Below are 23,822 nucleotides of genomic sequence, written 5' to 3'. Positions count from 1 at the left end.
GTGCTCAGGGCTGGTGCCGAAGATCAGGCCCGGGGCAGCACCACACGGATCTCGGTGCCCAGCATCGGCCTGCGGTGGGCGGAGACGTCACCGCCGTGGGCCTTGACGATGGCGCGCACGATGGCCAGGCCCAGCCCGCTGCTCTTGCCGGTCTCGCTCTGATAGAAGGGCGAAAAGATCTGGTTACTTTCTTTGGCATCGATGCCCGAGCCCTGGTCGGACACGCTGAGTACCAGCCACCTGTCGTCACTGCAGTTCACCCGAGTGAGGATCTCGCCGCCGCGAGGCGAGTAGCGGATGGCGTTGTCGATCAGGTTGGTCAGCAGAGTGCGCACCAGCTCAGGCTTGGCCTCGATCTCGGAGTCGTGGGGGCCGTCGACACGCCATTTGAGCACCACCCCTTCACGCTGGGCGGTGACGGTGCGCCGTTCGATGCTCTCTTGCACCAGAGCGCTGAGGGTGATGCGGGAAGGATTCTCCAGCGGCGCGGACGGGTCGGTGCGGGCCAGCAGCAGCAATTGATCCACCAGCTGGGTCATTTGCAACAGGGCGCGCTCGGCCTTGGCAAGCGATTGCTTGAGGCGGGAAGGGTCCTCGATGCGCTGGGCCACCTGGACCTGGCTGAGACAGCCGGCCAGGGGGGTGCGCAGCTCATGTCCGACGCCGTAGGCGAAGGTGCGTTGCTCTTCCAGCAGGTTCTTGGTCTGGTCAAGAATCCGGTCGAGCTGGGTCACCAGTGGGCGCACGTCGCGGGGCAGTCGCGCCGGATCCAGCGCCAGGGGGCGAGGGTTGAGCAGGTCTTGATTTGCGAGCGCGTCCTCGATCTTCTTGAGCGGGGTAAAGCACCGATTCTGAATAGCGATCGCCAGCAGACCGAGAAGCGTGATGGCCCATACCAGCGGCTGCTGCAGCGTCAGCAGCAACATCTCGGTCAGCGGCTTGGGCTCGGCCGGTGTAAAGGCGACGCGAGACCAGGTCTGCTGGTCTTCACTCACTGCGGTAAAGACGCGCCAGCGTTCGTCTCCCTGGGAATGACGGGAGAAGCCGTCGACTGCCTCTTCTGATAGGTCTGGAAAGGAGGAGGAGCGCAGTGCCTGGTCGCCAGAAGAGCGACCGAATTCGTAGGACATCGTTTCGCCCAGGCTTTCGCCGATCTGGTTCAGTTGGCGGATCAGGGCGTCTCCGGTGACAGGCTCGTCGGTCTGGCTGGCGGCGCGCAACATCAGCCAGGCCACCGCCTGGGCCCGCTGGGCCAGCTGCTCTTTGGAGGCTTGCTCGATACCGGAACGAGTGGCCAGCGAGCTGGCGATCCAGGTCAGCACGATCAACAGGCACGACAGAAGTACCACGCGCTTGCGTAGCCCGGTATAGAAGGTGCTCATGGCGACACCCGATAGCCTAACCCGCGCAACGTCTCGATCCTGTGGTCACCGAGCTTGCTGCGCAGCTTGTGGATCAGCACGCTCAGGCTGTTGCTGTCGGGACCATCGTCCCAGCCGTACAGACGCGCTTCGAGCTGACTGCGGGCGACCACGCGGCCAGGTCGCTCCAGCAGGCTTTCGAGTACCACGTATTCGTAGGCCGAGAGGTCCAGCGGTTCGCCACCGAGCCACGCCAGCCTGTCGCTTCGGTCGAGACGGATGTCGCCGCATTCCAGCAAATTGTCCGCATGTCCACGGGCTCGGCGCAGCAGCGCCTTGAGGCGAGCGTCCAGCTCGTCCAGGTCGATGGGCTTGGTGATGTAATCGTCTGCCCCCTCGTTGAGGGCCTCGACGCAGCGACGGGTATCCTCGTCGGCGGTCAGTACCAGAATCGGTTCACGAAACCCCTCGTCCCGCCAGCGCCTAAGCAGCTCCATGCCGGTAAAGCCCGGCAGGGACAGGTCGAGGATGACCGCGTCAAAGGCGTTGTCGGCAAGGGCGTGGGCCGCGGTGTCGCCACGGGTCAGCCAGTCGACCTGATGGCCGAGCAGCGATAGCCCCTCGGAGAGTCCATCTCCGAGGATATCGTCATCTTCAATAAACAGGATTCTCACGTCGATATTCCGAAACTGGCGTCTGATATCGACAAAAGCCTACCACCGATCGTTGGGTTTTTCCCGGCGCCCTGTCCCGCCCCTTTCCTGATCAAAGCAGACTTTGTTGCTTCGCACATTGGAAGTTGGTGAGTGAATAATTGGTAAGGATTATCATTTGCCGCTTCTCCTCGTTGACCTCACATGGGGAAGCTGACGCGTAGATGGGCAGGATAGCCTTCAGTAATAGGGACCAACGCAAAGCGTGTCGCTGATGAAAATGGCCAGGCAGTACCTGCTTCTTGTTGTCTGGATTTTCGATCGGCTACCGGAGGCGATGCGTGTGGAAGGGAAGAGCGAGATTGCCGAAGGTTTTACGCCACCATCCGAGAGAATTCCGCTATCTTGACGTCTGGTCGAAAATGGGTAAATTATCCTTCGTCCGTCAGGTTGGACATTTTCTGCACAGCACAGTAGGGTGTGTGCGCCGCAGCGATGGTTTTATCCCGCCTTTTACAGGCCTCACGTCGCTCTGGACGCCGAGCCCTTATCCTGGCTCGCGATCCGATGCCAAGCTGGCGTTATACCGCCAGGAGAAGTGCCATCGCTGGATGGATGTGGCACCTTCCCGACTGGATTACCCCGGGGCCAATGGCCCGGCGGGGACCTGTTTGTCTTGTCTAATGCTGTTCCTGCGTTGTCGCTGGAGAGGACCGAGATGTCGCCCCACTACACCGACCAGGGCCGCTGCATGCCGCGCCGCCCGCCTCCCTGACCCACCTGTGGTCTGCTGGCGTCTTCGATACGCCCCGCCGGTTGTCGCAATGTCGGCCCGTCTGCCTCTGCTGCAATGGCTGGCCATGTGCTGCGGCGCGTCCCGACGCCTTTCTGTACCGAAAAAGCGGCAGTAATCCGTTTTATTTCGGCCCTTGAGACTTCAATGACCCCGAGGAAGCTTCGTCCTTTTCGTGGGCGGAATTCCTGTGGCGTTGTCGTGCTCGTCTAGTGAGTTTTTCGCGGTGAAGTGCCGGCATGCGTTCGCATGAACCGTCGCTCGCCTGTGTTCCACCAACAAGAGAATTGCCCTTGAATAGCGCCTCCCTCCACCAGTTTTCGACCCTGACGGTCATCCTGTTGATGATCGCTTTTTATGGCGGCACCTACCTGCTGACCCTGAGCATCCGCAAGAAGAAGGAAGACGCCGACGCCTTCATGGTCTCGAACCACCGGGTCGGCTTCGGCATCGGTGCCGCCAGCATGACGGCCACCTGGATCTGGGCCGCTTCTTTCTACGCCGCTGCCACTTCCGGCTATACCTATGGTGTGTCCGGCCCGATCCACTACGGGCTGTGGGGCGCGCTGATGATCCTGTTCATCTATCCGTTCGGCCGCCGCTTCCGGCGGCTGGCGCCCAACGCCCACACCCTGGGCGAACTGATCCACGCTCGCCACGGCTCCTCCAGCCAGCTGATCCTGGCGCTATCGAACCTGCTGGGCAGCATCATCAGCCTGATGGTCAACTTCACCGCCGCCGGGGCGCTGGTATCGGTGCTGTCGCCGCTGTCGTTCCAGGCCGGCGTCATCATCGCCGGTGTCGGGGTGCTGCTGTACACGCTATGGTCGGGCTTCCGCGCCTCGGTGCTGACGGACTTCGCCCAACTGGTGGCGCTGATGGCGATCGCCGTGGTGATCATCCCGGCGGTGTTCTTTGCCATGGGCGGGCCCACTGAACTGGTGGCCGGGCTCGACAACCTCACCGCCGAGCAGGCCAACTTCTTCTCGATGGACGCCATCCTCAATCAGGGCGCACCCTTCTTCGTTGCGGTGCTGGCCTATGCCATCGGTAACCAGACCATCTCCCAGCGTCTGTTCGCGGTGAACGAGGATCACATCAAGCCGACCTTCCTCACCGCCACCGTGGGCTACGGGGCCATCGTCATCGGCCTTGGCATGATCGGCCTGATGGCGCTGACCCTGGGGGTCGAGCCGCTCAACGGTGACATGAACAACCTGATCCCGCAGATGGTGTCCAGCTACCTGCCGCCGGTGTTCATCGCTGCCTTCTTTATTCTGGTGATCGGTTCGCTGTCCTCGACCGCCGATTCCGACCTGTCGGCACTGTCGGCGATCATGATGGCCGACGTCTACGGCAAGAACATCGCTCGAGGCAAGGCCGACCCCCGCCGCATGCTGCTGGTAGGGCGCATCACCATGATCGTGGCCACCGCCATCGGTATCGTCTTCGCCAGCTTCTCGCTGGATATCCTGGTGATGCTGGTCTTCGTCGGGGCACTGTGGGGAGCCATCGTCTTCCCGGTGATCGCCAGTTGCTTCTGGAGCCGGGTCACCAACGCGGCCTTCACCACCTCGGTGCTGGTGGCCATGGTGACCTTCTGCGTGGCGCGTTTTGAATGGCTGCCGATGACCGGTGTGGCCGGTCTTGGCTTCGAGTTCCTGGCCAGCATCGGTGGCGGCATCATCATCGCGCTGATGGTGTTCGGCTTCCTCGGCCGCGTGGCCGGCGCCGTCGCCGGGCTTGCTGCCTTTGTCGCCATGCTGGTGTTCGCCACCGGTTTCCTCAGGGAGTACACGGTGCTGCTGGCGTCGCTGACCGCCTACGGCACCAGCACCCTGGTGTGCGTGGTGATGAGCCTCGCCAGCCGCGAGCGGTTCGACTTCGACACCATCGCCGAGCGGGTCGGCAACTATGATGCCGCCGAGGCCGTGACGGTAGCCGACGAGCGCCCGTCCAAGTCCGCCCCGGCAGGGCTTGCGACCCAGCGCTGAACCCTTGTTTGACGGGCGCCGCAGGCTGGCGGCGCCCACCGACGGAGATTCCCCATGACTCTGCTTTTTGGCTTTTACGTATTGATCTGGCCTGCGCTCACCCTGGGCGTGCTGCTGCTGATCTGCCGCGCCGTTGCCCGCGATCGTCGTGAGGCGAAAAAGGGCCACCGCACCCTGGTGTGAGGCGCAACTCGCACTGACCCGTTGCGACACCTGCCCTTGATGCGAGGGACAGGCCGCAACCAAAGAAGCCGCCCCAAGGGGCGGCTTCTTTCGTCATGGCAGGCGGCAGGGCAGGGAGGTCGCGTCAGCGCCGCGCCAGGTAGCCCAGGTTGCCCGAAATGTTGCGACCGGCCTCGACCAGAATGCGCTTGTACTCCGAAGTCTTGTCTTGGTGGTAGCGGATGCTCGGGATCGACATGCTCAGGGCGGCGATGGCGCGCCCGGTGTGATCGAAGATCGGGGTGGCGAAGCAGCAGACGCCTTCATCCATCTCTTCGAGATCCTCGGACAGCTCGCTCTCGGCGATCTCGGCCAGCTCTTCGCGCAGTGCCGCTTCGGTGGTCACGGTGTTCTGGGTGCGTGGTTCGAACTTGACGTTCGCGAGCAGGGCGTCGAGCTGTGCTGGGGGCAGGTGGGCCAGCAGGGCCTTGCCGATGGAATTGGTGTAGGCCGGGCTACGGTCGCCGATGCGGGTGTGCATGCACAGGTTGAAGTGAGAGTTGTACTTGTGCACGTAGATCACTTCGGCGGTGGAGGTGTCCAGGGTGCCCAGGTGCACGGCTTCGCGGGTCAGCTCGGACAGTGCCGCCATGTCGGGATCGGCCATCTTGATCAGGTCGGCCTTGCCGAGCGCCGAACTGCCAAGCGCAAAGACCTTCATCGTCAGCCGGTATTTCTCGCTTTCCGGATTCTGGGCGACGTAGCCCAGGTTCTTGAGCGTCTGCACAAAGCGATAGGCGGTGCTCTTTGACATCACGGCGCGTTGGGACAGCACCGCCAGGCTGGATTCTCCGCCCTCATCCAGAGCCTCCAGGATCGCCATGACCTTGAGTACCGCTGTGACGTTGTCGACCTTCGCTTCAGTAGCCATAGGGCCAAGATTCCAGAAATTGTGAAATAGGGTTTTATCTCTTGGTTTCGAGTTATACGTCTTTTGTCGTATGTCTGCAATCTCCTACAACGGGAACCCGCGCAAAATCTACAAATTCGTTTTTAGAATAAGCTTATGATCAAACAGTATCTGAAATAGCGTTTTAAAAAATATGCATCGTTGCTAGCGTTGCTGAAACGCTATCCAAATATTTACAAATCGAGCTTCTGGCGACTGCCGCTAAATGCTTATTTACAGGCGCTGTGGGCGGGTTTGGCGACTTTTGCACGACACCTGATGACAAATATTGGCAATGGCGGCCGACGCTCCTCCCATGACAACCCATGAGGCAAGTCCATGTTTGACGATCTGAAAGGCAAGAAGATTCTGGTAACCGGCTCGACCGCTGGCATCGGACTGGAAGCCGCCAAGTCGCTGGCCAGCGCCGGCGCCAGGGTGGCGATCCATGGCAGCCGCCCTGCCGATACCGCCCAGGCGGTGCTGGAGCAGTTCGAGGCTGGCGCCGATGTGGCCTATTTTTAGGCCGATGTGCGCTCAAGCGATGCGTGCAAGTCGCTGGTCGAGTCCGCCGCGGAGCACCTCGGTGGCATCGATGTACTGATCAACAACGCCGGTGGCCTCGGGGGACGCAACGGACTCGAGAGCATCGACGATGCCTTCTTCGATCAGGTGCTGGATCTCAATATTCGCTCGGTGGTGATGGTGACCAAGTACGCCATTCCCTACCTGCGCCGGTCCGCCGAGCAGAGCGGGGAAACCAGCAGCGTGATCAGCACCGGCTCCATCGCCGCGCGTGAAGGCGGCGGTCCAGGTGCATCGCTGTACGGTGGCAGCAAGGCCATGGTCCACAACCTGCATCGCAACTGGGTCAAGGAGTTCACCAAGGACAACATCCGCTTCAACACGGTGGCGCCCGGGACCATCGATACCGCCTTCCACGAGGACAAGGACCAGGGCACGCGGGACAAGATCAGCGGCACCATCGCCATGGGGCGCTTCGGTTCCTCGGCTGAGCTGGCCCCGGCCTACGTCTTCCTGGCCTCCCACACGGCGAGCGGCTACGTCACCGGTCAGGTGCTCGACGTCAATGGCGGCCAGATGTGCCCCTGACGGCAGCCGCCCTCCAGGCCGAGTCGCCTTCGTCAGACGACGTGGCGACTCGGCGATCCGTCGCCCCCGCGTCGCACCGCCACCCACCGAATAGATGAAGTGAGTCGAGAACATGGATAACGCCTTGCTGTTTACCAAAAGCGAGATTCAGGAACTGCGCGAAGCGCTCGAAAGCAAGCGCCTGCCTGCGCTGTATCAGGAGCAGATCATTCTGGATCAGGTAAGACTGCGTCCATGTCTTGGCGAGCCCCCCCAGATCCCCGGGCAGGGGGAGGCGGGGGGCGCCGAGCACACCCGGCACAAGCAGAACTACCAGCAACTGCATCTTGCCTCGCAGTTGTGGCTGTTGACCGAACATCCCGACTATCTGGCCTTTGTCAGGTCGATGCTGCTGGGCTATGCCGACATCTACGAGTCGCTGCCGTCCCATGTGTCGAAGGACAGCAATCCGCCCGGTCGGCTGTTTCATCAGTGTCTGAACGAGAGCATGTGGCTGCTGTACGGCAGTGATGCCTACAGCAACGTGCGCGACGCGCTGAGCGAAGAGGAACGACGGCATATCGAACAGCGCCTGCTGGTGCCCATGGTCCAGTTAATCGCCGATCACAACGCCGACGACTTCGACGTCATCCACAATCATGGCATCTGGTCGGTGGCCGCAGGCGCCTTCGCCGGTCTGGTGCTGGGCGACAAGGAATTGGTCAATCGCTCCTTGTACGGTAACGCCGGCGACGGAGTGTCGGGCGGGTTCTACGCCCAGCTCGACCGGCTGTTCTCGCCGGACGGCTACTACCTGGAAGGGCCCTACTACCACCGCTTTGCCCTGCGCCCGATGATCCTGCTGGCCGAGGCGCTTTATCAGAGCGGCAACGACACCGGCATCTTCGGCTATCGCGACGGTATCATCGGCAAGGCGATCGCCTGTCTCAATGAGCTGACCTTCGAGGACGGACGATTCATCGCCATCAACGACAGCTCCAGGACGATGGGGCTTGCCGACGAGGGCGCCATCCTCGGAGCGATGACCCTGGTCGGTCGCTACCGTCAGAGCGATCTGCCGCTGGCCCTGCGCGAGATCCTGCTCGACCAGTCGACACCGCTTTCTTACCTCGCCACGCTGCCGCAACTCGCCAGCTACCTGGAGAGCGGCGGCCAGGCGCATGCCCCGCGCGACAGCCTGTTCATCACCGATGGCAGCGACGGCGGCCTGGGTGGCATCGGGGTGCTGCGCGCCGCCACCGAGGCGGGGCACGAGGCCATGGCCTATCTGACCTTCGGTCAGCACGGCAGCGACCCCAACTTGCACAGCGCCCTCGATCACGGCCACTTCGACGGCCTGCATCTGGGCTTCTACAACGGACGCCGCGAGACCCTCACCGACTACGGCTTCTGTCGTTGGGTCAATATCGAGCCCAAGTTCGGCGGGCGCTATACCGCCGAGAACAAGAGCTATGCCAAGCAAACGGTGGCCCACAATACGCTGGTTGTTGATGAGCAGTCCCAGCACGGCTTCAGCACCCCGCGGGCCTGTGACAATCATGGCAAGCTGGTGTTTTTCGAGACGTCCCGGCCGGAGGTTCAGGCCGTCAGCGCGCGCTTGAGCGGCTACTACGAAGGCGTCGAGCTGCAGCGCAGCGTGGCGCTGGTGAGCCTGCCCGAGATCGCTGAACCGCTGCTGGTCGACATCCAGTGCGCCGACAGTGACCAGACGCATCGCTACGACAGCCCGCTGCACATCAATGGCCAGCTGATGACCACACGGCCGACACTCGAGCCGGTCGCGGCGCCGGCGGCGCTGGGCAGCGCCAACGGCTACCAGCACCTGTGGAAGCTGTCCGAGAGCGCGACGATCGAGCCCGACCAATGTGCCCATGTCACCTGGCTTGACGGTGACACCTTCTCCACCGCCCACCTGGCGTCCAGCAACCGCTTCAGCGTGGGATACGGGCTGATCGGCGCGGCCGACCCCGACAATAACCTGCGCAACGAACCCTACCTGATGGCGCGTTCCTCGGGGCGTGGGCATATCTTCGCCACGGTCATCGAGACCCACGGCTACTTCAACGAGGCGCGCGAGATCTCGCGCGGAGCGCGGCCGAGCCTTGCGCGGGTGGCCATCGCGGCCGCCGACGAGACCCACCTGGTCGTGACCCTGACGCTGGATTCGGGCAAGGCCTATCACCTGGCCTGGGCGCGACAGCAGGGCGGTCATCACCAGGTCAACATCGACGGGAACAGCCTGGCCTGGGATGGCTGGGTCAGCCTCAGCGCCGTCGAGGACGCCTCCTGATGTGCGTCAGGAAATCTGACCGGCGAGACGCATCGCCGCGGCAACAATCAGTGAGAAGTCAGAAGATGTCGAAGACGATGATGGGACTACTGTGGACGCGGGACGACCTGGCGCGGATGGCCGAGCACGTCGGTAGCGCGAGCCGGCTCGGCGTGACCCTGGACGAGCTTGGCGAGCGGGTCGATGACGCCATGGCCGCAGGGATCGTGGTGCCCGGGCAGGGCGAAGCGGGCAGTTTCGAGCACAACACCCACAAGCACAACGGCAAGCTGATCGAGCAGGCCGCGCTGGTGGGGCGGGTGAGGGAAGATTCCGCCTGTCTGGACGTTGCCCGGGATCTGCTGCTTGCCTACGCCGAGATCTATCGGGGCATGCCCTATCAGGTGGCCAGGAACACCAACCCGCCGGGCAAGCTGTTCCACCAGATTCTCAACGAGCAGATGTGGCTGCTGGGGGCCTCGCTCGGCTATTCATTGCTGCGCGAAGACCTGAGCAACGACCAGCGCACACGCATCGAGCAGGGGCTTTTCGAGCCCATGCTCGAGATGTTCACCGTTACCTACGAGCACGACTTCGATCGCATCCACAACCACGGCCTGTGGGCGGTGGCCGCGGCGGGTATCTGCGCGCTGGTCATCGGCCGCCAGGACGTCGTCGACAAGGCGATCCTCGGCAATGATGGCAGTGGAGAAACCGGCGGCTTTCTGGCCCAGATCGACACTCTGTTCTCGGCCGATGGCTACTACGTGGAAGGGCCCTACTACCACCGCTTTGCCATCCACCCGCTGTGTCTGTTCACCGAGGCGCTGGCGCTGCATCGGCCCGAACTGGCGATCCATGAACGGTCGGACGGACGAATCGGCAAGTCCATCCGGGCGCTGCTGGCGACTGCCTACCCGGACGGGACCTTTCCCGCCCTCAATGACGCCTCGCGCACCATGGACATCGACGACGAAGGCGTACGGATCGCGCTGGCGGTACACATTGGCCGCCACGGTGCCGACCCGGAACTCGTCGCCATGGCGGCCCAGCAGCGTGGCACCTGGGCCCATGGTTTCGGCGTGGATCTGGCCGAGGCCGTCGCTCGGTCGTCGGCCTCTGCCACGATCCCCAGCGCACTTCTGAGTGATGGCGCAGGGGGACAGGCTCACCTCAAGCAGGGGGAGGGGGCGCAGCGCCACCATCTGGTGGTGGCGGCCGGCCAGCACGGCATGGGGCATGGGCACTTCGATCTGCTGGGCCTGTCCTTGTTCAGCGCTGGGCGCGAGCGCCTCAACGAGTATGGCTATTGCCGCTGGGTCAACGTGGAGCCCAAGTTCGGCGGGCGCTACCTGGCCGAGAACGAGGGCTACGCCAAGCAGTCCGTCGCCCACAATCTGGTGGTGGTGGACCAGGCCAGTCAGCACCGGGGCGACCATCGCCTGGCCGATCAGAGCGCCGGGCGCATCGAGCAGTTCATCGATCGCAGCGACGTGGATGGCGTCACCGCGGTGTGCTGCTCGACCGATGACGCCTATCCGGGAGTCAGCCTGCGTCGCCACTGCCTGCTGCTGACGACCGAGCTGAGCGAGCATCCGCTGCTGGTCGATATCGTCGAGGCCAGCGGCCATGAGCGTCACTGCTACGACTACGTGTTCAACTTCACCGGCCAGGTCATCAAGTGGTGGGGGGGCTACGCCGCCCGCGACACCCTCGAGGTGCTCGGAGAGGCCGATGGCTATCAGCACCTGTGGGTGGTGGGCGAGCAGCGGGGCTCCCAGGAAGGCCCCAGCAGCCACGCGATGACCTGGCTGGATGGCGACCGTTTCATCACCTGGCACCAGCGCTCGCAGCACCCGGCGAGCGCCATGCAGCTATTGGTCGGCGCCAACGATCCTGAGCGCAATCTGCGCCATGAGAAGAAGGTCATGGCGAGAAGCCACGCCGAGGCGACCGTGTTCGTCAATGTCTTCGAGCAGCACGGTCACTTTGATGAAGCCCATGAAGCCTGTCTGAATGCCAGGCCGACCCTCAAGTCGGTGGAGTTCGACCGCCTGGCCGATGAGCGGATCGAGGTAAGGCTTACCTTCCCCTGGAGGCGCGAGACGCTGGTCATCGACCCGAACGCTGCCTCCGGCTCCGACTACGTCAGTCTGAAGGGAGGGGGATATATGAAATGATCTTTCCATGTTGAGGCAACAACGCCTCGTTCCGTTCAGTAATACCTCGAAATAAAAGCGTTAATGGTTCGGAAAGCTGAAATTTCGGCTCTCCGGGCATGGCCTCCTTATGCCCGAAATTCAGACAACGCCATGTCCCGGAAGTGATTGGCTCCAGTTTTCCGAGTGGAAGTACAACGACAACACGAGTTCGCCAACATGAGTCTAGATATCGATACGATCATCATGGGGGTCTATTTCCTCTTTCTGATTGCGATTGGCTGGATGTTCAGGACCTTTACCTCGAATACCAGTGATTACTTTCGCGGCGGCGGCAAGATGCTGTGGTGGATGGTCGGCGCCACCTCCTTCATGACCCAGTTCAGCGCCTGGACCTTTACCGGTGCTGCCGGCAAGGCCTATGACGATGGCTTTGCGGTCGCCATCATCTTCATGGCCAATGCCTTTGGCTATCTGATGAATTATCTGTATTTCGCACCGCGCTTCCGTCAACTGCGCGTGATCACCGTGATTCAGGCCATTCGTCTCAGGTTCGGCAAGGTCAACGAGCAGGTGTTCACCTGGTCAGGCATGCCCAACAGCGTCATCTCGGCGGGCATCTGGCTCAACGGTCTGGCGATCGTGGCCTCGGGCCTGTTCGGCTATGACATGGAGACCACCATCATCATCACCGGTCTGGTGGTGCTGTTCATGTCGGTGACGGGTGGGTCCTGGGCAGTTATCGCCTCGGACTACATGCAGATGGTGATCATCATGTCGGTGACCATCACCTGCGCCATCGTCGCCGTCTATCAAGCCGGTGGTGCCACCAATATCGTGGACAACTTCCCGGTCGACTTCTTTATCGGCGACAACATCAACTATCTGTCGATCTTCGCGATCTGGGGTTTCTGTATCTTCATCAAGCAGTTCAGCATCACCAACAATATGCTGAACTCCTATCGCTACCTGGCCGCCAAGGACTCGAAGAACGCCAGGAAGGCCGGCCTGCTGGCCTGCGTGCTGATGACCATGGGGCCCTTCATCTGGTTCATGCCGAGCTGGTTCATGGCCAGTGAAGGCGTCGATCTGGGGGCGCTGTATCCCGAAGCCGGCGCCAAGGCGGCCGACTTCGCCTACATGAGCTTCGTCGAGCTGTACATGCCGGCGGGTATGCTCGGGCTTCTGATCTCGGCGATGTTCGCCGCCACCATGTCCTCCATGGACTCCGGTCTGAATCGCAACTCCGGCATCTTCGTCAAGAACTTCTATGAAGTCATCCTGCGTCCCAACGCCAGCGAAAAGGAGCTGGTACTGGTCTCCAAGATCTCGTCCACGGTGTTCGGTCTGGCCATCATCGGTTTTGCCCTGTTCATCAATTCGCTCAAGGGACTCAGCCTGTTCGACGCCATGATGTACGTCGGCGCCCTGATCGGCCTGCCGATGACGATTCCCGCACTGCTCGGCTTCTTTATCCGCAAGACCCCGGACTGGTCGGCCTGGGCCACCCTGATCGTCGGCGGCATCGTGTCCTACCTGGTCGGCGTGGTGATGACGGCGGAATTCATCCAGAACACCTTCCAGCTCGACACCGCTCTGACCGGACGTGAATGGGCCGATCTCAAGGTCGCGGTGGGCATCATCTCCCACGTCGTGATCACCGGTGGCTTCTTCGTCTCGACCTGCCTGTTCTACCGCGGCCACAGCCCCGAGCGTCAGGTCGAGGTCGACACTTTCTTCACCAACCGCGACACCCCGGTGGTCACCGGAAAGGACGAACAGGTCGAGGTGGACAACCGTCAGCGCAACATCCTTGGCTACCTGATCATCGTTGCCGGCCTCGGCGTGACCCTGATGTTCCTGCTGCCCAATCCGTTGTGGGGACGCGTCACCTTTGTGGTGTGCGGCGGCATCATCCTGGCGATCGGTCTGGTACTGATCGGCTCCATTCAGAAGACCACCAACAGCAGCAAGAAGGAGGAATACGCCTAGCACCCTTGAAGACACAACAAGCAACAAGGAGATCCATCATGCCACTCAATATTGACCACAGCAGGAAGACCGGACTTCTGCTGTCGGCGGTCCTGGACCCGAGCCTCTGCGAGGCTCGGTACCCCGCCCAACACTTTCTCGAGACGCCGGACCATGGCCACTTTCGCTTCCCTCAAGAGGGTAGGCCGTTATCCAGCGGGCCTTGTATCGATCGTCTGAACATCGGCCCCTGCGGGGCGCCAGATATGTTCAGGACCGATGGGCCGTCTCTGCCGAAAAAGTCGACGTCAAAGCAACAAGTACAATGAGTGAACCAATGAGCAAGAAATTTATCCTCGGTGTTCTGTCTTCCGCTGCGTTCATGTCCACCAGTGTCATTTCTACCAGCGTTGAAGCGATCACCCTCGACTATCGACACGAGTACAAGCATCACACCGAACAGCACGCCAACCGGGTCAAGGTCAGCGATTCCATGGGCATCTTCTACTACGGACTTGAGGCCAAGTTCGCTGGGCAAAGCGAAGATGATGGCACCCAGGGCGCCTTTTCCGACCTAGGCCGTGGTGACAGCGAGATCGACTGGGGCATCAAGTACCCCCTCGATGAAAACTGGTACATCCAGCCCGGCATGCCGATCACCTTCGGCGACGGCAACAACAGCCTCAAGCCGCAGTTTCGCATCGGCTATCGTGCCAGCAGCCTGCCGCTGACCACCACGCTGCGCTATCGCCGTCAGTACACCAGCTACAGTGACGACGATCGCGAAGACTATGTGCAGAACAAGATCACCTTTGTGATGAGCTATAGTCCCGGGGATTATCGCTACTGGCTGGAGTTGAACTACAACCACAACGAGGACCGGGACATCTTCGACAACGGCCGGGAGGCCTACGATGCGATCTTCGGGGCCGGACGACGCTTCGGCTCCTGGATGCCGTATTTCGATCTGTCAGATGTCGGCGTCAGCTCCGATTCCGATACGCGTCAGCTACGTACTCGGGTGGGCCTCAAGTACTACTACTGAAACGCTGCCGGGCGAAGTGAGCACTCGCTTCGCTCGATCCTCGATCATGACCGACAACAAGGCGGCCTTCACCTCGCAAGGCCGCTTGCCGTCCAGGGCCGGCCCTGTAGAAGAGCCTGTCCTCCGGGACCGGACATTCTGCGGAAGTTTCGGCTCGGGCGGCCTCTTTTTTCGCGGAGAATCACCCGATGCCTACCCTCGACAGGGTCGCGCTGTTGCTCGCCTTGATGGTCATCGTCGGCACGGTGATCGCCTATCGCCGCCGCGCCGAGACGCCGGACGGCTTCGTCCGCGGAGGAGGGCGGGTGCCCTGGTGGATGGCGGGCAGTACCGCCTTCATGACCCAGTTCTCCGCCTGGACCTTTACCGGCGCCGCCCAGAAGGCTTACGAGGACGGCTTTTCGGTGCTGATGATCTTCTGGGGCAACGCGCTTGGGTTTCTGCTGGCGGCGCTCTATTTTGCACCACGATTTCGGCGTTTGCGGGTGTCCACCTACTCCGAGATCATTCGGATGCGCTACGGCAGGTTCACCCAGCTCTTCTATGTGGTGAGCCAGATCCTTCTCACCCTGATGACCGCCTCCATCGCGCTCTATGGCGTGTCACTGTTTCTCGGCGCGGTGTTCGATGTTCGGGTGGCCTTCGTCACCCTGGTGATCGGTGCTGTCATCATCTGCGTGACGCTGATCGGCGGGGTCTGGGTGGTGTCCGCCAACAACTTCATCCAGATGGTCCAGCTGGCGGTGCTGACCTTCGTCATCGGTGGCTTTGGCCTGTGGCTTGCCGCCGATACCGACATGAGCGTGATCGGCGACGGCCGTGACTTCTGGATCGGCGGCGACGACTACAGCCTGGGCATCATGGTCGTGTGGTCGGCGGCGATGATGGTCAAGCAATGCATCAGCATCAACAACGCCACCTCCAGCTATCGCTTCCTTACCACCAATGGTGATCGCGATGCGCGCAAGGCCGCCTCCCTGGCCTCGATCCTGTTCGTGGTGGGGCCGGTAAGCTGGTTTATCCCGCCCTGGCTGATCGGGCAGGCGGGCATCGATCTGGCCGCGCTCTATCCGGCGCTTGGCGAGGACGCCGCCAACGCCGCCTACGTCCACTTCATCCGTGACTTTCTGCCGCCGGGGGTGCTGGGGCTGGTGGTGGCGGCGATGCTGGCGGTCACGGTGGCGCCGATCACCACCTCGCTCAACCGCGACGCCGGGGTGATCATCAGCCTGCTGACGCCGCTGCTGGGGGCGAGCGAACGGCTTGGCCAGCGCCTGGTGGCCATCGGGCGTAGTTTCGGGGTGCTTCAGGGCAGCATCATCGTGACGTTGGCCATCGCCCTGGGCCAGGTCCACCACCTCAGCCTGTTCGACATCATGGTGATGTTCGGAGTGATCTTCCAGATGCCGCTGGCGCTGCCGGCCATGCTGTCCATCGCCAGGACCGGCGCCCCTGACTGGGCCGGTTGGGGCGGGGTGCTGGTGGGTATCCTGGTGACCACCACGAGCTATCTGTGGCTCGACGTCGAGGCCCTGGGCCAGTGGCTCGGCCTGCCGTCGATCCATCCCTCCCAACTGGTCGATATCAAGCTCGCGGTCTCGCTGATGCTGCAGGTCGTCAGCGTGGTGGGTTTCGTCTATCTGGCGCGTTTCGTCCATGCACCGCCCAGAAGCGCCGCCCGCCAGGCAGAGGTCGACGAGTTGTTTGCCCGGCTGGAGCGCCCGGTGGCCGCGGACACCACGCCGGACAGCGGTGGGCCGTCGCGCAAGCTGGCGCCGCGACTGGTGCGGTACGTCGCGCTGGTATCGCTGCTGTTGGCGGTACTCGCCGATACCTGGCTCGGCGCCGGCTTCTTTATGATCGTGGCCGTGTGTCAGTTGGTTGTCTCGCGACTGCTGAAGCAATAGAGGTTATCGCCAGGCCATCACGAGCAAATTTCATCCGGCTGGCCAAGACGTCGCCGGGGGAAAACTGGATAATGCGCCCCAAAGGCGTTGTCGGTGGCGAGTGTCCGGCGACCCAAACCCATTACTCCGGTGCTGACTCCATGGAAATCAAGGTCAATTTTCTCGACAACCTGAGGCTCGAGGCCAAGTTCGACGACTTCACCGTCGTCACCGACCAGCCCATCCGCTACAAGGGTGACGGCTCGGCGCCGAGCCCCTTCGACTATTTCCTGGCGTCGTCTGCCCTGTGTGCCGCCTACTTCGTCAAGGTCTATTGCGTCGCCCGGGATATCCCCACCGAAAATATCCGGCTGTCGCAGAACAACATCGTCGACCCGGAAAACCGCTACAACCAGATCTTCAAGATCCAGGTAGAGCTGCCCGAAGACCTGTCCGACAAGGACCGCCAGGGCATCTTGCGCTCTATCGAGCGCTGCACCGTGAAGAAGGTGGTGCAGACAGGCCCCGAGTTCCAGATCGAGACGGTGGAGAACCTCGACGAGGACGCCCAGGCGCTGCTGATGGCGGAGCCGGAAGAGGGCCAGAGCACCTGGATCGAGGGCAAGGACCTGCCGCTGGAGCAGACCATCGCCAACATGACCGGAATGCTTGCCGAACTCGGCATGAAGGTCGAGATCGCCTCCTGGCGCAACATCGTGCCCCACGTCTGGTCACTGCATATCCGCGACGCCGCCTCGCCCATGTGCTTCACCAACGGCAAGGGCTCGACCAAGGAGAGCGCTCTGTGCTCGGCGCTGGGCGAGTTCATCGAGCGCCTGAGCTGCAACTTCTTCTACAACGATCAGTTCTTCGGCCAGGAGATCGCTTCGAGCGAGTTTGTCCACTATCCCTGTGAAAAGTGGTTCAAGCCCGGGCCCAATGACGAGCTGCCCAAGGGCATCCTCGACGACTACTGCCTGGAGATCTTCGATCCCGACGGCGAGCTTCAGGGCTCGCACCTGATCGACACCAACTCCGGCAATGTCGAGCGCGGCATCGTCGCGCTGCCCTTCATGCGCCAGTCCGATGGCGAGGTGATCTACTTCCCCTCCAACCTGATCGAGAACCTCTACCTGTCCAACGGCATGAGCGCCGGCAATACCCTGGCCGAGGCCCAGGTGCAGTGCCTGTCGGAGATCTTCGAGCGCGGCGTGAAGCGCCAGATCCTCGAGCAGGAGCTGGCCCTGCCAGACGTGCCCGAGGAGGTGCTGGCGAAGTATCCGGACATCGTCGAAGGGGTGAAGGCGCTGGAGGCCCAGGGCTTCCCGGTGCTGGTCAAGGATGCCTCCCTCGGAGGCCAGTTCCCGGTGGCCTGCGTGACCCTGATGAACCCCAAGACCGGCGGCGTGTTCGCCTCCTTCGGCGCCCACCCGAGCTTCGAGGTCGCCATCGAGCGCAGCCTGACCGAGCTGATGCAGGGGCGCAGTTTCGAGGGGCTCAATGACTTCATGCCGCCCACCTTCAACTCGCTGGCGGTGACCGAGCCCAACAACTTTGTCGAGCACTTCATCGACTCCTCTGGGCTGGTGTCCTGGCGCTTCTTCAGCGCCAGGCCCGACGTCGAGTTTGTCGAGTGGGACTTCTCCGGCAGCAACGACGAGGAGGCGGCGACCCTGTTCGGTATCCTCGAGGAGATGGGCAAGGAAGCCTACATGATGGTCCACGAGGACCTGGGCGCGCCGGTCTGCCGCATCCTGGTGCCGGGCTATTCCGAGGTCTATCCGGTCGAGGACCTGGTGTGGGACAACACCAACATGGCGCTGGACTACCGCGAGGACATCCTCAATCTGCATCGTCTCGACGACGACCAGCTCGCGGATCTGCTCGAGCGGCTGGAAGAGAGCCAGATCGACGAGCACATGGACATCATCACCCTGATCGGTATCGAGTTCGACGAGAACACCGTGTGGGGCCAGCTGACCATCCTCGAGCTCAAGCTGATGCTCCACCTGGCGCTCGGCCAGCACGAGGAGGCGCTGGATCGGGTCGAGATGTTCCTGCAGTACAACGACAACACCGTCGAGCGTGGCCTTTACTACCAGGCGGTGCGGGCGGTGCTGGAGATCACCCTGGACGACGAGCTAGAGCTCGACGACTTCCTCTACAACCTGCGCCGCATGTTCGGGGACGAGACCATGGACAGCGTGGTCGGTGTGGTCAGCGGCGAGTTGCGCTTCCCCGGCCTTACCCCGACCAGCATGGCGCTCGAAGGGCTGGAAAAGCACCAGCGCCTGATCGAGAGCTACAAGAAACTGCACGCGCGCAGGGCTCAGCTGGCCAAAGCCCAGAGCTGATCAGCCCAGCCCAGCCACCGGCGCCGGTGTAACGGCCAGGCCCTGTGACGGCCTTCAATACCAACGCCCCCGACGGACTTCGTCGGGGGCGTTTTCGTCTGCGCTTCGTACAACGCTCGGGGACAGACGCCCCTGTCTCGCCAAGGTGCTGATGTTCCGGCATATGGGCCGCTTTCCTGGCGCGCTGGACGGCATCTGAGCGATGGATACCAGGCTAGAACTTTGGTCTAGAATCTTGAAATAAATCCGCGTCGTTTCTTGTTGGTGAAAAAATAGCTGCTATTTTTCATTTTCGTGAAGTCAAAGCGTTTTACGCCAGCTATTGCTCGAAGTCGGCGGCGTTGTCGCGGGGGCCGGGGTTGCGGCTTGGCGGCGTGTCACCGCCTTCGGGTGTCATCCACCAAGGAGTTTTCGATGACCCAACAATCGATAACGAATGTCGAAAGCCATCCGCCAGCGGGACCGGTCAGCCGCATCTTCGGCCAGTATGATCGCTCGCTGTTCTGGCCTGTGCTGCTGATCTACGGCTTGATCATGGCTTGCGCGCTGTTCTTTCCGACCCTGATCGGTCAGGTGTTGTCCTCGACCCGTGACTTTCTGATCTTCAACTTCGGCTGGGGCTTTTTGCTGGGGATGGGGGGTGCGCTGCTGTTCTGTCTCTACCTGGTGATCAGCCCCTATGGTGATCTGAAGCTTGGCGCCGACGATGAGGTGCCGGAGTTCTCCTACGGCGCCTGGATCTCGATGCTGTTCAGCTGCGGCTTTGGCATCGGCTTTGTGTTCTTCAGCGTGGCCGAGCCGTTGACCCACCTCTATCAGTCCTCCCACGTCATCGACATGGGGGCGACGGGAGAAGCCGCCGGGGTCGCCAAGGCCGTCCAGCTGACCTTGCTGGACTGGGGCATGCACGGCTGGGCGGTGTTTGCCATCGCCGCCTGGGCGATCGCCTTTCCGGCCTACCGCCTGGGCCTGCCGCTGACGGTGGCCACCGGTCTCTACGGCATCCTGGGAGAGCGCTGCAACACCAGTGTCTGGGGGCGCCTGGCCAATGCCCTGGGGATCATCGGCACCATCGGCGGCAATGCCACCATGATCGGGCTCGGGGTGGCCTCCATCAACTACGGTCTGGCGACCTTGTTCGGATGGGACCTTGGTCCCGTTGGCCAGGCCCTGGTGATGATCGTGGTGATCGTGGCCTACGTGATTTCCGCAGCCACCGGCGTCGAGCGCGGCATCAAGGTGCTGAGCCAGGCCAATATGGTGATGGCTGGGGCGATTCTGCTGGCGCTGCTGTTCTTCGGCCATGCGCCCACTCAATATCTGCTGAACCTTGCCACCCAGCAGGTCGGCGACTACTTCGGCGAGGTCTTTGCGCTGCAGTTCTGGAGCGATGCCGGCAACTTCGAGCAGCGTGAATGGCTCGGTTGGTGGGTCGTGTTCTACTGGCTCTGGTACATCTCCTACATCCCTTTCTGCGGCGGCTTCATCGCGCGGATTTCCCGCGGCCGGACCCTGCGCGAGTTCATCGTCGGCGTGATCCTGGTGCCCATGCTGCTGGCAATCGGCTGGTTCAGCATCTGGGGAGGCTCCGCCGGCTACGTCGAGGTCACCGGTATCGCGCCTCTATGGGAAGGCGTGCAGCAAAAGCCCGAGTCGGGGATCTATGCCCTGCTCGAGAGCATGCCGGGTGGCTGGTGGCTGAGTCTGGGGGTGCTTTTCAATATCGTCATCTTCGCGGTGACGACCTCCGATTCGGCGTCCTTCTTTGCCGCCATGCAGGTCTCCAACGGCGATGAAAACCCCAAGGTGTCGATGCGCCTGCTGTGGGGCGTGGTGATCGGGTTTACCGGCATCATGTTCCAGTTGACCGGTGGCTTCGACGCGATCAGAAGCCTCGCCATCGTGGTCGGCGCTCCCTTCTTCGTGGTGGGTATCGCCTACATGGTGTCGGTCTACCGGATGCTCAAGTCCGCCAAGAAAGGCGGTGTGCACAACGACAGGATCGGCGTCTTCTACCGAGGCATGGTGCCTTACAAGATCGGCCGCCAGGGAGCCAATGGCGAGAGGCATAGTGATGATCGAGCTTGAACCCCGTGTCGTCGTCCTTTACCGCCAACCATCGAGGAGGAGTGTCTGATGTCAGTACTCACGCCGTTCGACCCCAGCTATGACCCGTTGAAAGACGCCACTCCCGGTGTCGGGCGGGACTACGCGCCGAGCTACTGGCGCCATCACGCCGGGCCTCCACCGCAGGACGACGGCCCGGTGGATCGCGACATGGACGTCGACGTGGTGCTGATCGGCGCTGGTTTTACAGGCCTTGCCACTGCGCTCTTTCTGGCGCGTGAGTACGGCATCAAGGCGACCGTGCTGGAGGCCAACCAGATCGGCTGGGGTTGCACCAGCCGCAATGGCGGCCAGGGGCATCTCGCCTGGGGCCGCCTGAGTCGCAGCCAGTGGGTGAAGCGCTGGGGCCAGGACGTCGCCCGGCGTCTTCACGCCAATAGCCTCGAGGGCTTCGAGGTGTTCCAGTCGATGGCCGAGGACCCCGAGATCGACTGCGAGCCGCAGAACCACGGCAACCTGTTGATCGCTCACAGCGCCAAGGCACTCGATGGACTCAAGGAGGAGTCACGGCTGTGCAATCGGCTGCTGGGCTACCCGACTCGAGTGCTCGGCCGCGATGATGTGCTCGAGGGTTACATCGGCGACCAGGAGGCCCAGGGCGCCATGCTGGAGCCGGTGGGAATCGCCGTTCAGCCGCTCAAGCTGGCCTACGGCTACGCCCGGGTGGCACGGCGGCTCGGAGCCAGGATTCACACCGCAAGCCCCGTCCAGGGCTGGACCACCGAGGGTGGGGTGCATCACCTCAGGACCCCGGGGGGTGTGGTGCGGGCGCGTGCCGTGGGCATCGCCACCGCGGGTTATACCAGCCCCCAGCTGCACCGAGTCACGGCCTACCGCAATATGCCGATCATGGCCAACTCGGTGTGGACCCGGACCTTGACCGACGACGAGGTCGAGGCCTGCGGCTTTCGTTCCACTGTGCTGACCACCGATACCCGCAAGCTGCGCTACTACTATCGCTTTCTGCCGGAAAGGCGCCTGCAGATCGGCACCCGTAGCGCGATCAGCGGTGCCGACGCCCAGAACCCGCGCCACCTCAAGGTGGTCCACGATGCCATCGCACGAAAGTTCCCGGCCATCGCCGGTATCGAGACGCCCTGGTTTTCCCACGGCTGGATGGATATCTCCCACGACATGATGCCGAGGATCGTGCAGCCGGACCCCGGCAGCAGCATCTTCTACGCCCAGGGATACAGCGGCAATGGCGTGGCATTTTCTGCCTACGCCTCAAAAAAGATGGCGGCGCTGATCGCCGGCGAATCGCTCAAGGAGGCCGACCTGCCGATCTTCAATTCGCCCTTGCCCGGGCACCCGCTGAGGCCGGTGCGTCGTCTGGGCCAGCGTGCCCTTTACCGGTACTTCCAGGTGCTCGACAGCCTGCGATAGCCATGGCAATGGAGGGCGCCGCTTAGGCCTGGCGTCCTCTTCACCACCAGGATTCACGACGACCGCTACACACAGCGACCGCTACACACAGCGGCCAACATGTCCCGACAGGAGACACACCCCATGACGACAATGACAAACGAGACACTCAATCGCCTCTTCGCGGCCTTCAACGCCCACGATATCGACGCGGTGATGAGCTACTTTGCCGACGATATCGTCTTCGATACCGTCGCCGGGGACCAGGCCCATGGCACCCGCATCGTGGGCAGGGAGGCCGTCAAGGCGGCCTTCGAGAACACCTGGGGGACCATGCCTGACGTGCAGTGGATCAACGGCAGGCACTATTTCGTCACGGGCGGTGTCGCCGACGGTGGCAGCGATGGGCCAGGCGCTGGCGGCGAGCGTATCGTCTCCGAGTCGACCTTCGTCGCCACCCAGCCAGACGGCAAGCGAGTCGAGGCGGACGGGGTCGATCTGTTCAGCGTGCGAGATGGCAAGATCACCCGCAAGCAGGCGTTTCGCAAGCAGCGTCCCGCCTTTGACCCTAGTTGACGGCTTAGTCGTCGTGCGATGCCTTAGCCCCCGTGCGATGCCTTAGCCCCCGGGCGATGCGTCAGAGCCCGAGCGACGCGTGAGTGCAGCAGGCCAGGGAACGCCGGCGTTTATCACCTCGGCATCCGATCCCGGTCGAGCCTCTGGTAGTCTAGGTCCACGCCAATAATGATGGGAAAAGCGATGGCCAGGACGAAGGACGCCAGCAAGGAGGCCAGCAAGGAGGCCACCCGGGATACCCGCGAGGGTCAGGACGCCCTGCGGCTCGGTCAGCAGATCCGCGATCTGCGCAAGGCGCGTCAGATGACGCTGGCCGAGCTTGCCGAACGGGTCAACCGCTCGGTGGGCTATCTGAGCCAGGTCGAGCGGGGCGCGTCGTCGCTGCCCATCGGCGTGCTGCAGGCGATCAGCGAGGCGCTGGGGGTGCGGGTGAGCTGGTTCTTCGAGGCCGACAATGACGTGCCCGAGCACGAGCGGGACGTGATCGTGCGCGCCTCCGGCCGCCGGGCCATGGAATTTTCAGGCATCGGCGTCCGTGAAGAGCTGCTGTCGCCGCGTCTCAGCGGCCAGTTGATTCTGATCATGACGCGGCTGGAACCGGGCGGCAGCGGCGGTGAGGTGCCCAGGCAGCGCAAGGGCGAAGAGGCCGGCTACGTCGAAGCCGGGCAGCTCGAACTCACCATCGGTGATCAATGCCATCTGCTGGAGGCGGGCGACAGCTTCTCCATCACCGGCGATCAGCCCCACCTTATCCGCAACCCCGGCGATATCGAGACCCGGGTGGTCTGGGTGATGACCGGGGTCGACTATTGAGGCTTGTCTGAAAAGTACCTGCGCTCGGTAATACGGCGTTAAAAATCGGCTGGTGCGTCAGTCCGGTCAATATGCTCGTTTACACCCCGTAAACTGCGCTGTCGCACCGATTTTTGCCTTGTCTAACCTTCGCTCGTCGACTTTTCGGACGACGCCGAAGGCGCCCGGAGCGGTCTCCGGGCGTTCACTCCACGCGTTCTCTCCAGGCAGACTTTTCGGTGGCCGGCGAGGC

At 62.5% G+C, this 23,822-nt stretch carries 15 protein-coding genes and 1 pseudogene; 13 read left to right on the top strand and 3 right to left on the bottom strand.

From position 1 onward, the window contains the following. Positions 1 to 23: 23 nt before the first annotated feature. Entirely contained in the window at positions 24 to 1,382 is a 1,359-nt protein-coding gene (locus tag EBB56_RS00360) for a HAMP domain-containing sensor histidine kinase (protein WP_124802302.1), read from the bottom strand. Beyond that, positions 1,379 to 2,035, bottom strand: coding sequence for a response regulator (locus tag EBB56_RS00355; protein ID WP_124802300.1), 657 nt, complete (start codon positions 2,033 to 2,035; stop codon positions 1,379 to 1,381). Before EBB56_RS00355 ends, EBB56_RS00360 begins: the two co-directional genes overlap by 4 nt. A gap of 1,116 nt (positions 2,036 to 3,151) precedes the next feature. On the opposite strand from EBB56_RS00355, the gene EBB56_RS00350 reads away from it, so the two are divergent. Further along, positions 3,152 to 4,801, top strand: coding sequence for a sodium:solute symporter family protein (locus EBB56_RS00350; RefSeq protein WP_375037759.1), 1,650 nt, complete (start codon positions 3,152 to 3,154; stop codon positions 4,799 to 4,801). 54 nt (positions 4,802 to 4,855) lie between these two features. Beyond that, a complete protein-coding gene (locus tag EBB56_RS21965; RefSeq protein ID WP_213228344.1) occupies positions 4,856 to 4,984 on the top strand; it encodes a putative transporter small subunit in 129 nt (42 codons plus the stop codon). A 124-nt stretch (positions 4,985 to 5,108) separates the two neighbouring features. Here the strand turns inward: EBB56_RS21965 and kdgR are convergent, their stop codons facing one another. Beyond that, positions 5,109 to 5,894, bottom strand: a complete 786-nt coding sequence (kdgR, locus tag EBB56_RS00345; RefSeq protein ID WP_108449877.1) for a DNA-binding transcriptional regulator KdgR — start codon at positions 5,892 to 5,894, stop codon at positions 5,109 to 5,111. Between the two features lie 357 nt (positions 5,895 to 6,251). On the opposite strand from kdgR, the pseudogene EBB56_RS00340 reads away from it, so the two are divergent. The 11 genes and pseudogenes from EBB56_RS00340 to EBB56_RS00290 all read left to right on the top strand — a co-directional run bounded on the left by EBB56_RS00340 (position 6,252) and on the right by EBB56_RS00290 (position 23,590). Then, positions 6,252 to 7,025: pseudogene (locus EBB56_RS00340) on the top strand (SDR family NAD(P)-dependent oxidoreductase). Between the two features lie 112 nt (positions 7,026 to 7,137). Beyond that, on the top strand, positions 7,138 to 9,315 hold the full coding sequence (locus EBB56_RS00335) for a heparinase II/III family protein (RefSeq protein WP_124802298.1): 2,178 nt from the start codon (positions 7,138 to 7,140) through the stop codon (positions 9,313 to 9,315). A gap of 65 nt (positions 9,316 to 9,380) precedes the next feature. Continuing rightward, entirely contained in the window at positions 9,381 to 11,474 is a 2,094-nt protein-coding gene (locus EBB56_RS00330) for a heparinase II/III family protein (protein WP_185696353.1), read from the top strand. A 198-nt stretch (positions 11,475 to 11,672) separates the two neighbouring features. Beyond that, positions 11,673 to 13,445 carry a sodium:solute symporter family transporter gene (locus EBB56_RS00325; RefSeq protein WP_124802294.1) on the top strand — a complete coding sequence of 591 codons (1,773 nt, stop codon included), beginning with the start codon at positions 11,673 to 11,675 and terminating at the stop codon, positions 13,443 to 13,445. Between the two features lie 316 nt (positions 13,446 to 13,761). Beyond that, positions 13,762 to 14,469: an oligogalacturonate-specific porin KdgM family protein gene (locus tag EBB56_RS00320; protein WP_162816532.1), complete on the top strand. Its 708-nt coding sequence runs from the start codon at positions 13,762 to 13,764 to the stop codon at positions 14,467 to 14,469. A gap of 188 nt (positions 14,470 to 14,657) precedes the next feature. Beyond that, positions 14,658 to 16,376: a sodium:solute symporter family transporter gene (locus tag EBB56_RS00315; protein ID WP_124802292.1), complete on the top strand. Its 1,719-nt coding sequence runs from the start codon at positions 14,658 to 14,660 to the stop codon at positions 16,374 to 16,376. Positions 16,377 to 16,516: 140 nt separating this feature from the next. After that, positions 16,517 to 18,709, top strand: a complete 2,193-nt coding sequence (locus tag EBB56_RS00310; RefSeq protein WP_124802290.1) for an OsmC domain/YcaO domain-containing protein — start codon at positions 16,517 to 16,519, stop codon at positions 18,707 to 18,709. A 414-nt stretch (positions 18,710 to 19,123) separates the two neighbouring features. After that, positions 19,124 to 20,797 (top strand): BCCT family transporter, encoded by a 1,674-nt coding sequence (locus EBB56_RS00305; RefSeq protein ID WP_124802288.1) that lies wholly within the window; start codon positions 19,124 to 19,126, stop codon positions 20,795 to 20,797. 48 nt (positions 20,798 to 20,845) lie between these two features. Next, on the top strand, positions 20,846 to 22,222 hold the full coding sequence (locus EBB56_RS00300; RefSeq protein ID WP_108131703.1) for an FAD-binding oxidoreductase: 1,377 nt from the start codon (positions 20,846 to 20,848) through the stop codon (positions 22,220 to 22,222). Positions 22,223 to 22,345: 123 nt separating this feature from the next. Beyond that, positions 22,346 to 22,777 (top strand): nuclear transport factor 2 family protein, encoded by a 432-nt coding sequence (locus EBB56_RS00295; RefSeq protein WP_124802286.1) that lies wholly within the window; start codon positions 22,346 to 22,348, stop codon positions 22,775 to 22,777. Positions 22,778 to 22,960: 183 nt separating this feature from the next. Further along, the gene (locus tag EBB56_RS00290; protein ID WP_185696352.1) at positions 22,961 to 23,590 is read left to right on the top strand and encodes a helix-turn-helix domain-containing protein; all 630 of its coding nucleotides are present in this window, start codon (positions 22,961 to 22,963) and stop codon (positions 23,588 to 23,590) included. Positions 23,591 to 23,822 lie beyond the last annotated feature (232 nt).

Origin of the sequence: Halomonas sp. YLB-10 (assembly GCF_003856855.1) — a bacterium.
Classification (GTDB): Bacteria; Pseudomonadota; Gammaproteobacteria; order Pseudomonadales; family Halomonadaceae; genus Halomonas; species Halomonas litopenaei.
The sequence above is the reverse complement of the archived record's forward strand: the minus strand, read 5'-3'. Positions and strand labels throughout refer to the sequence as shown.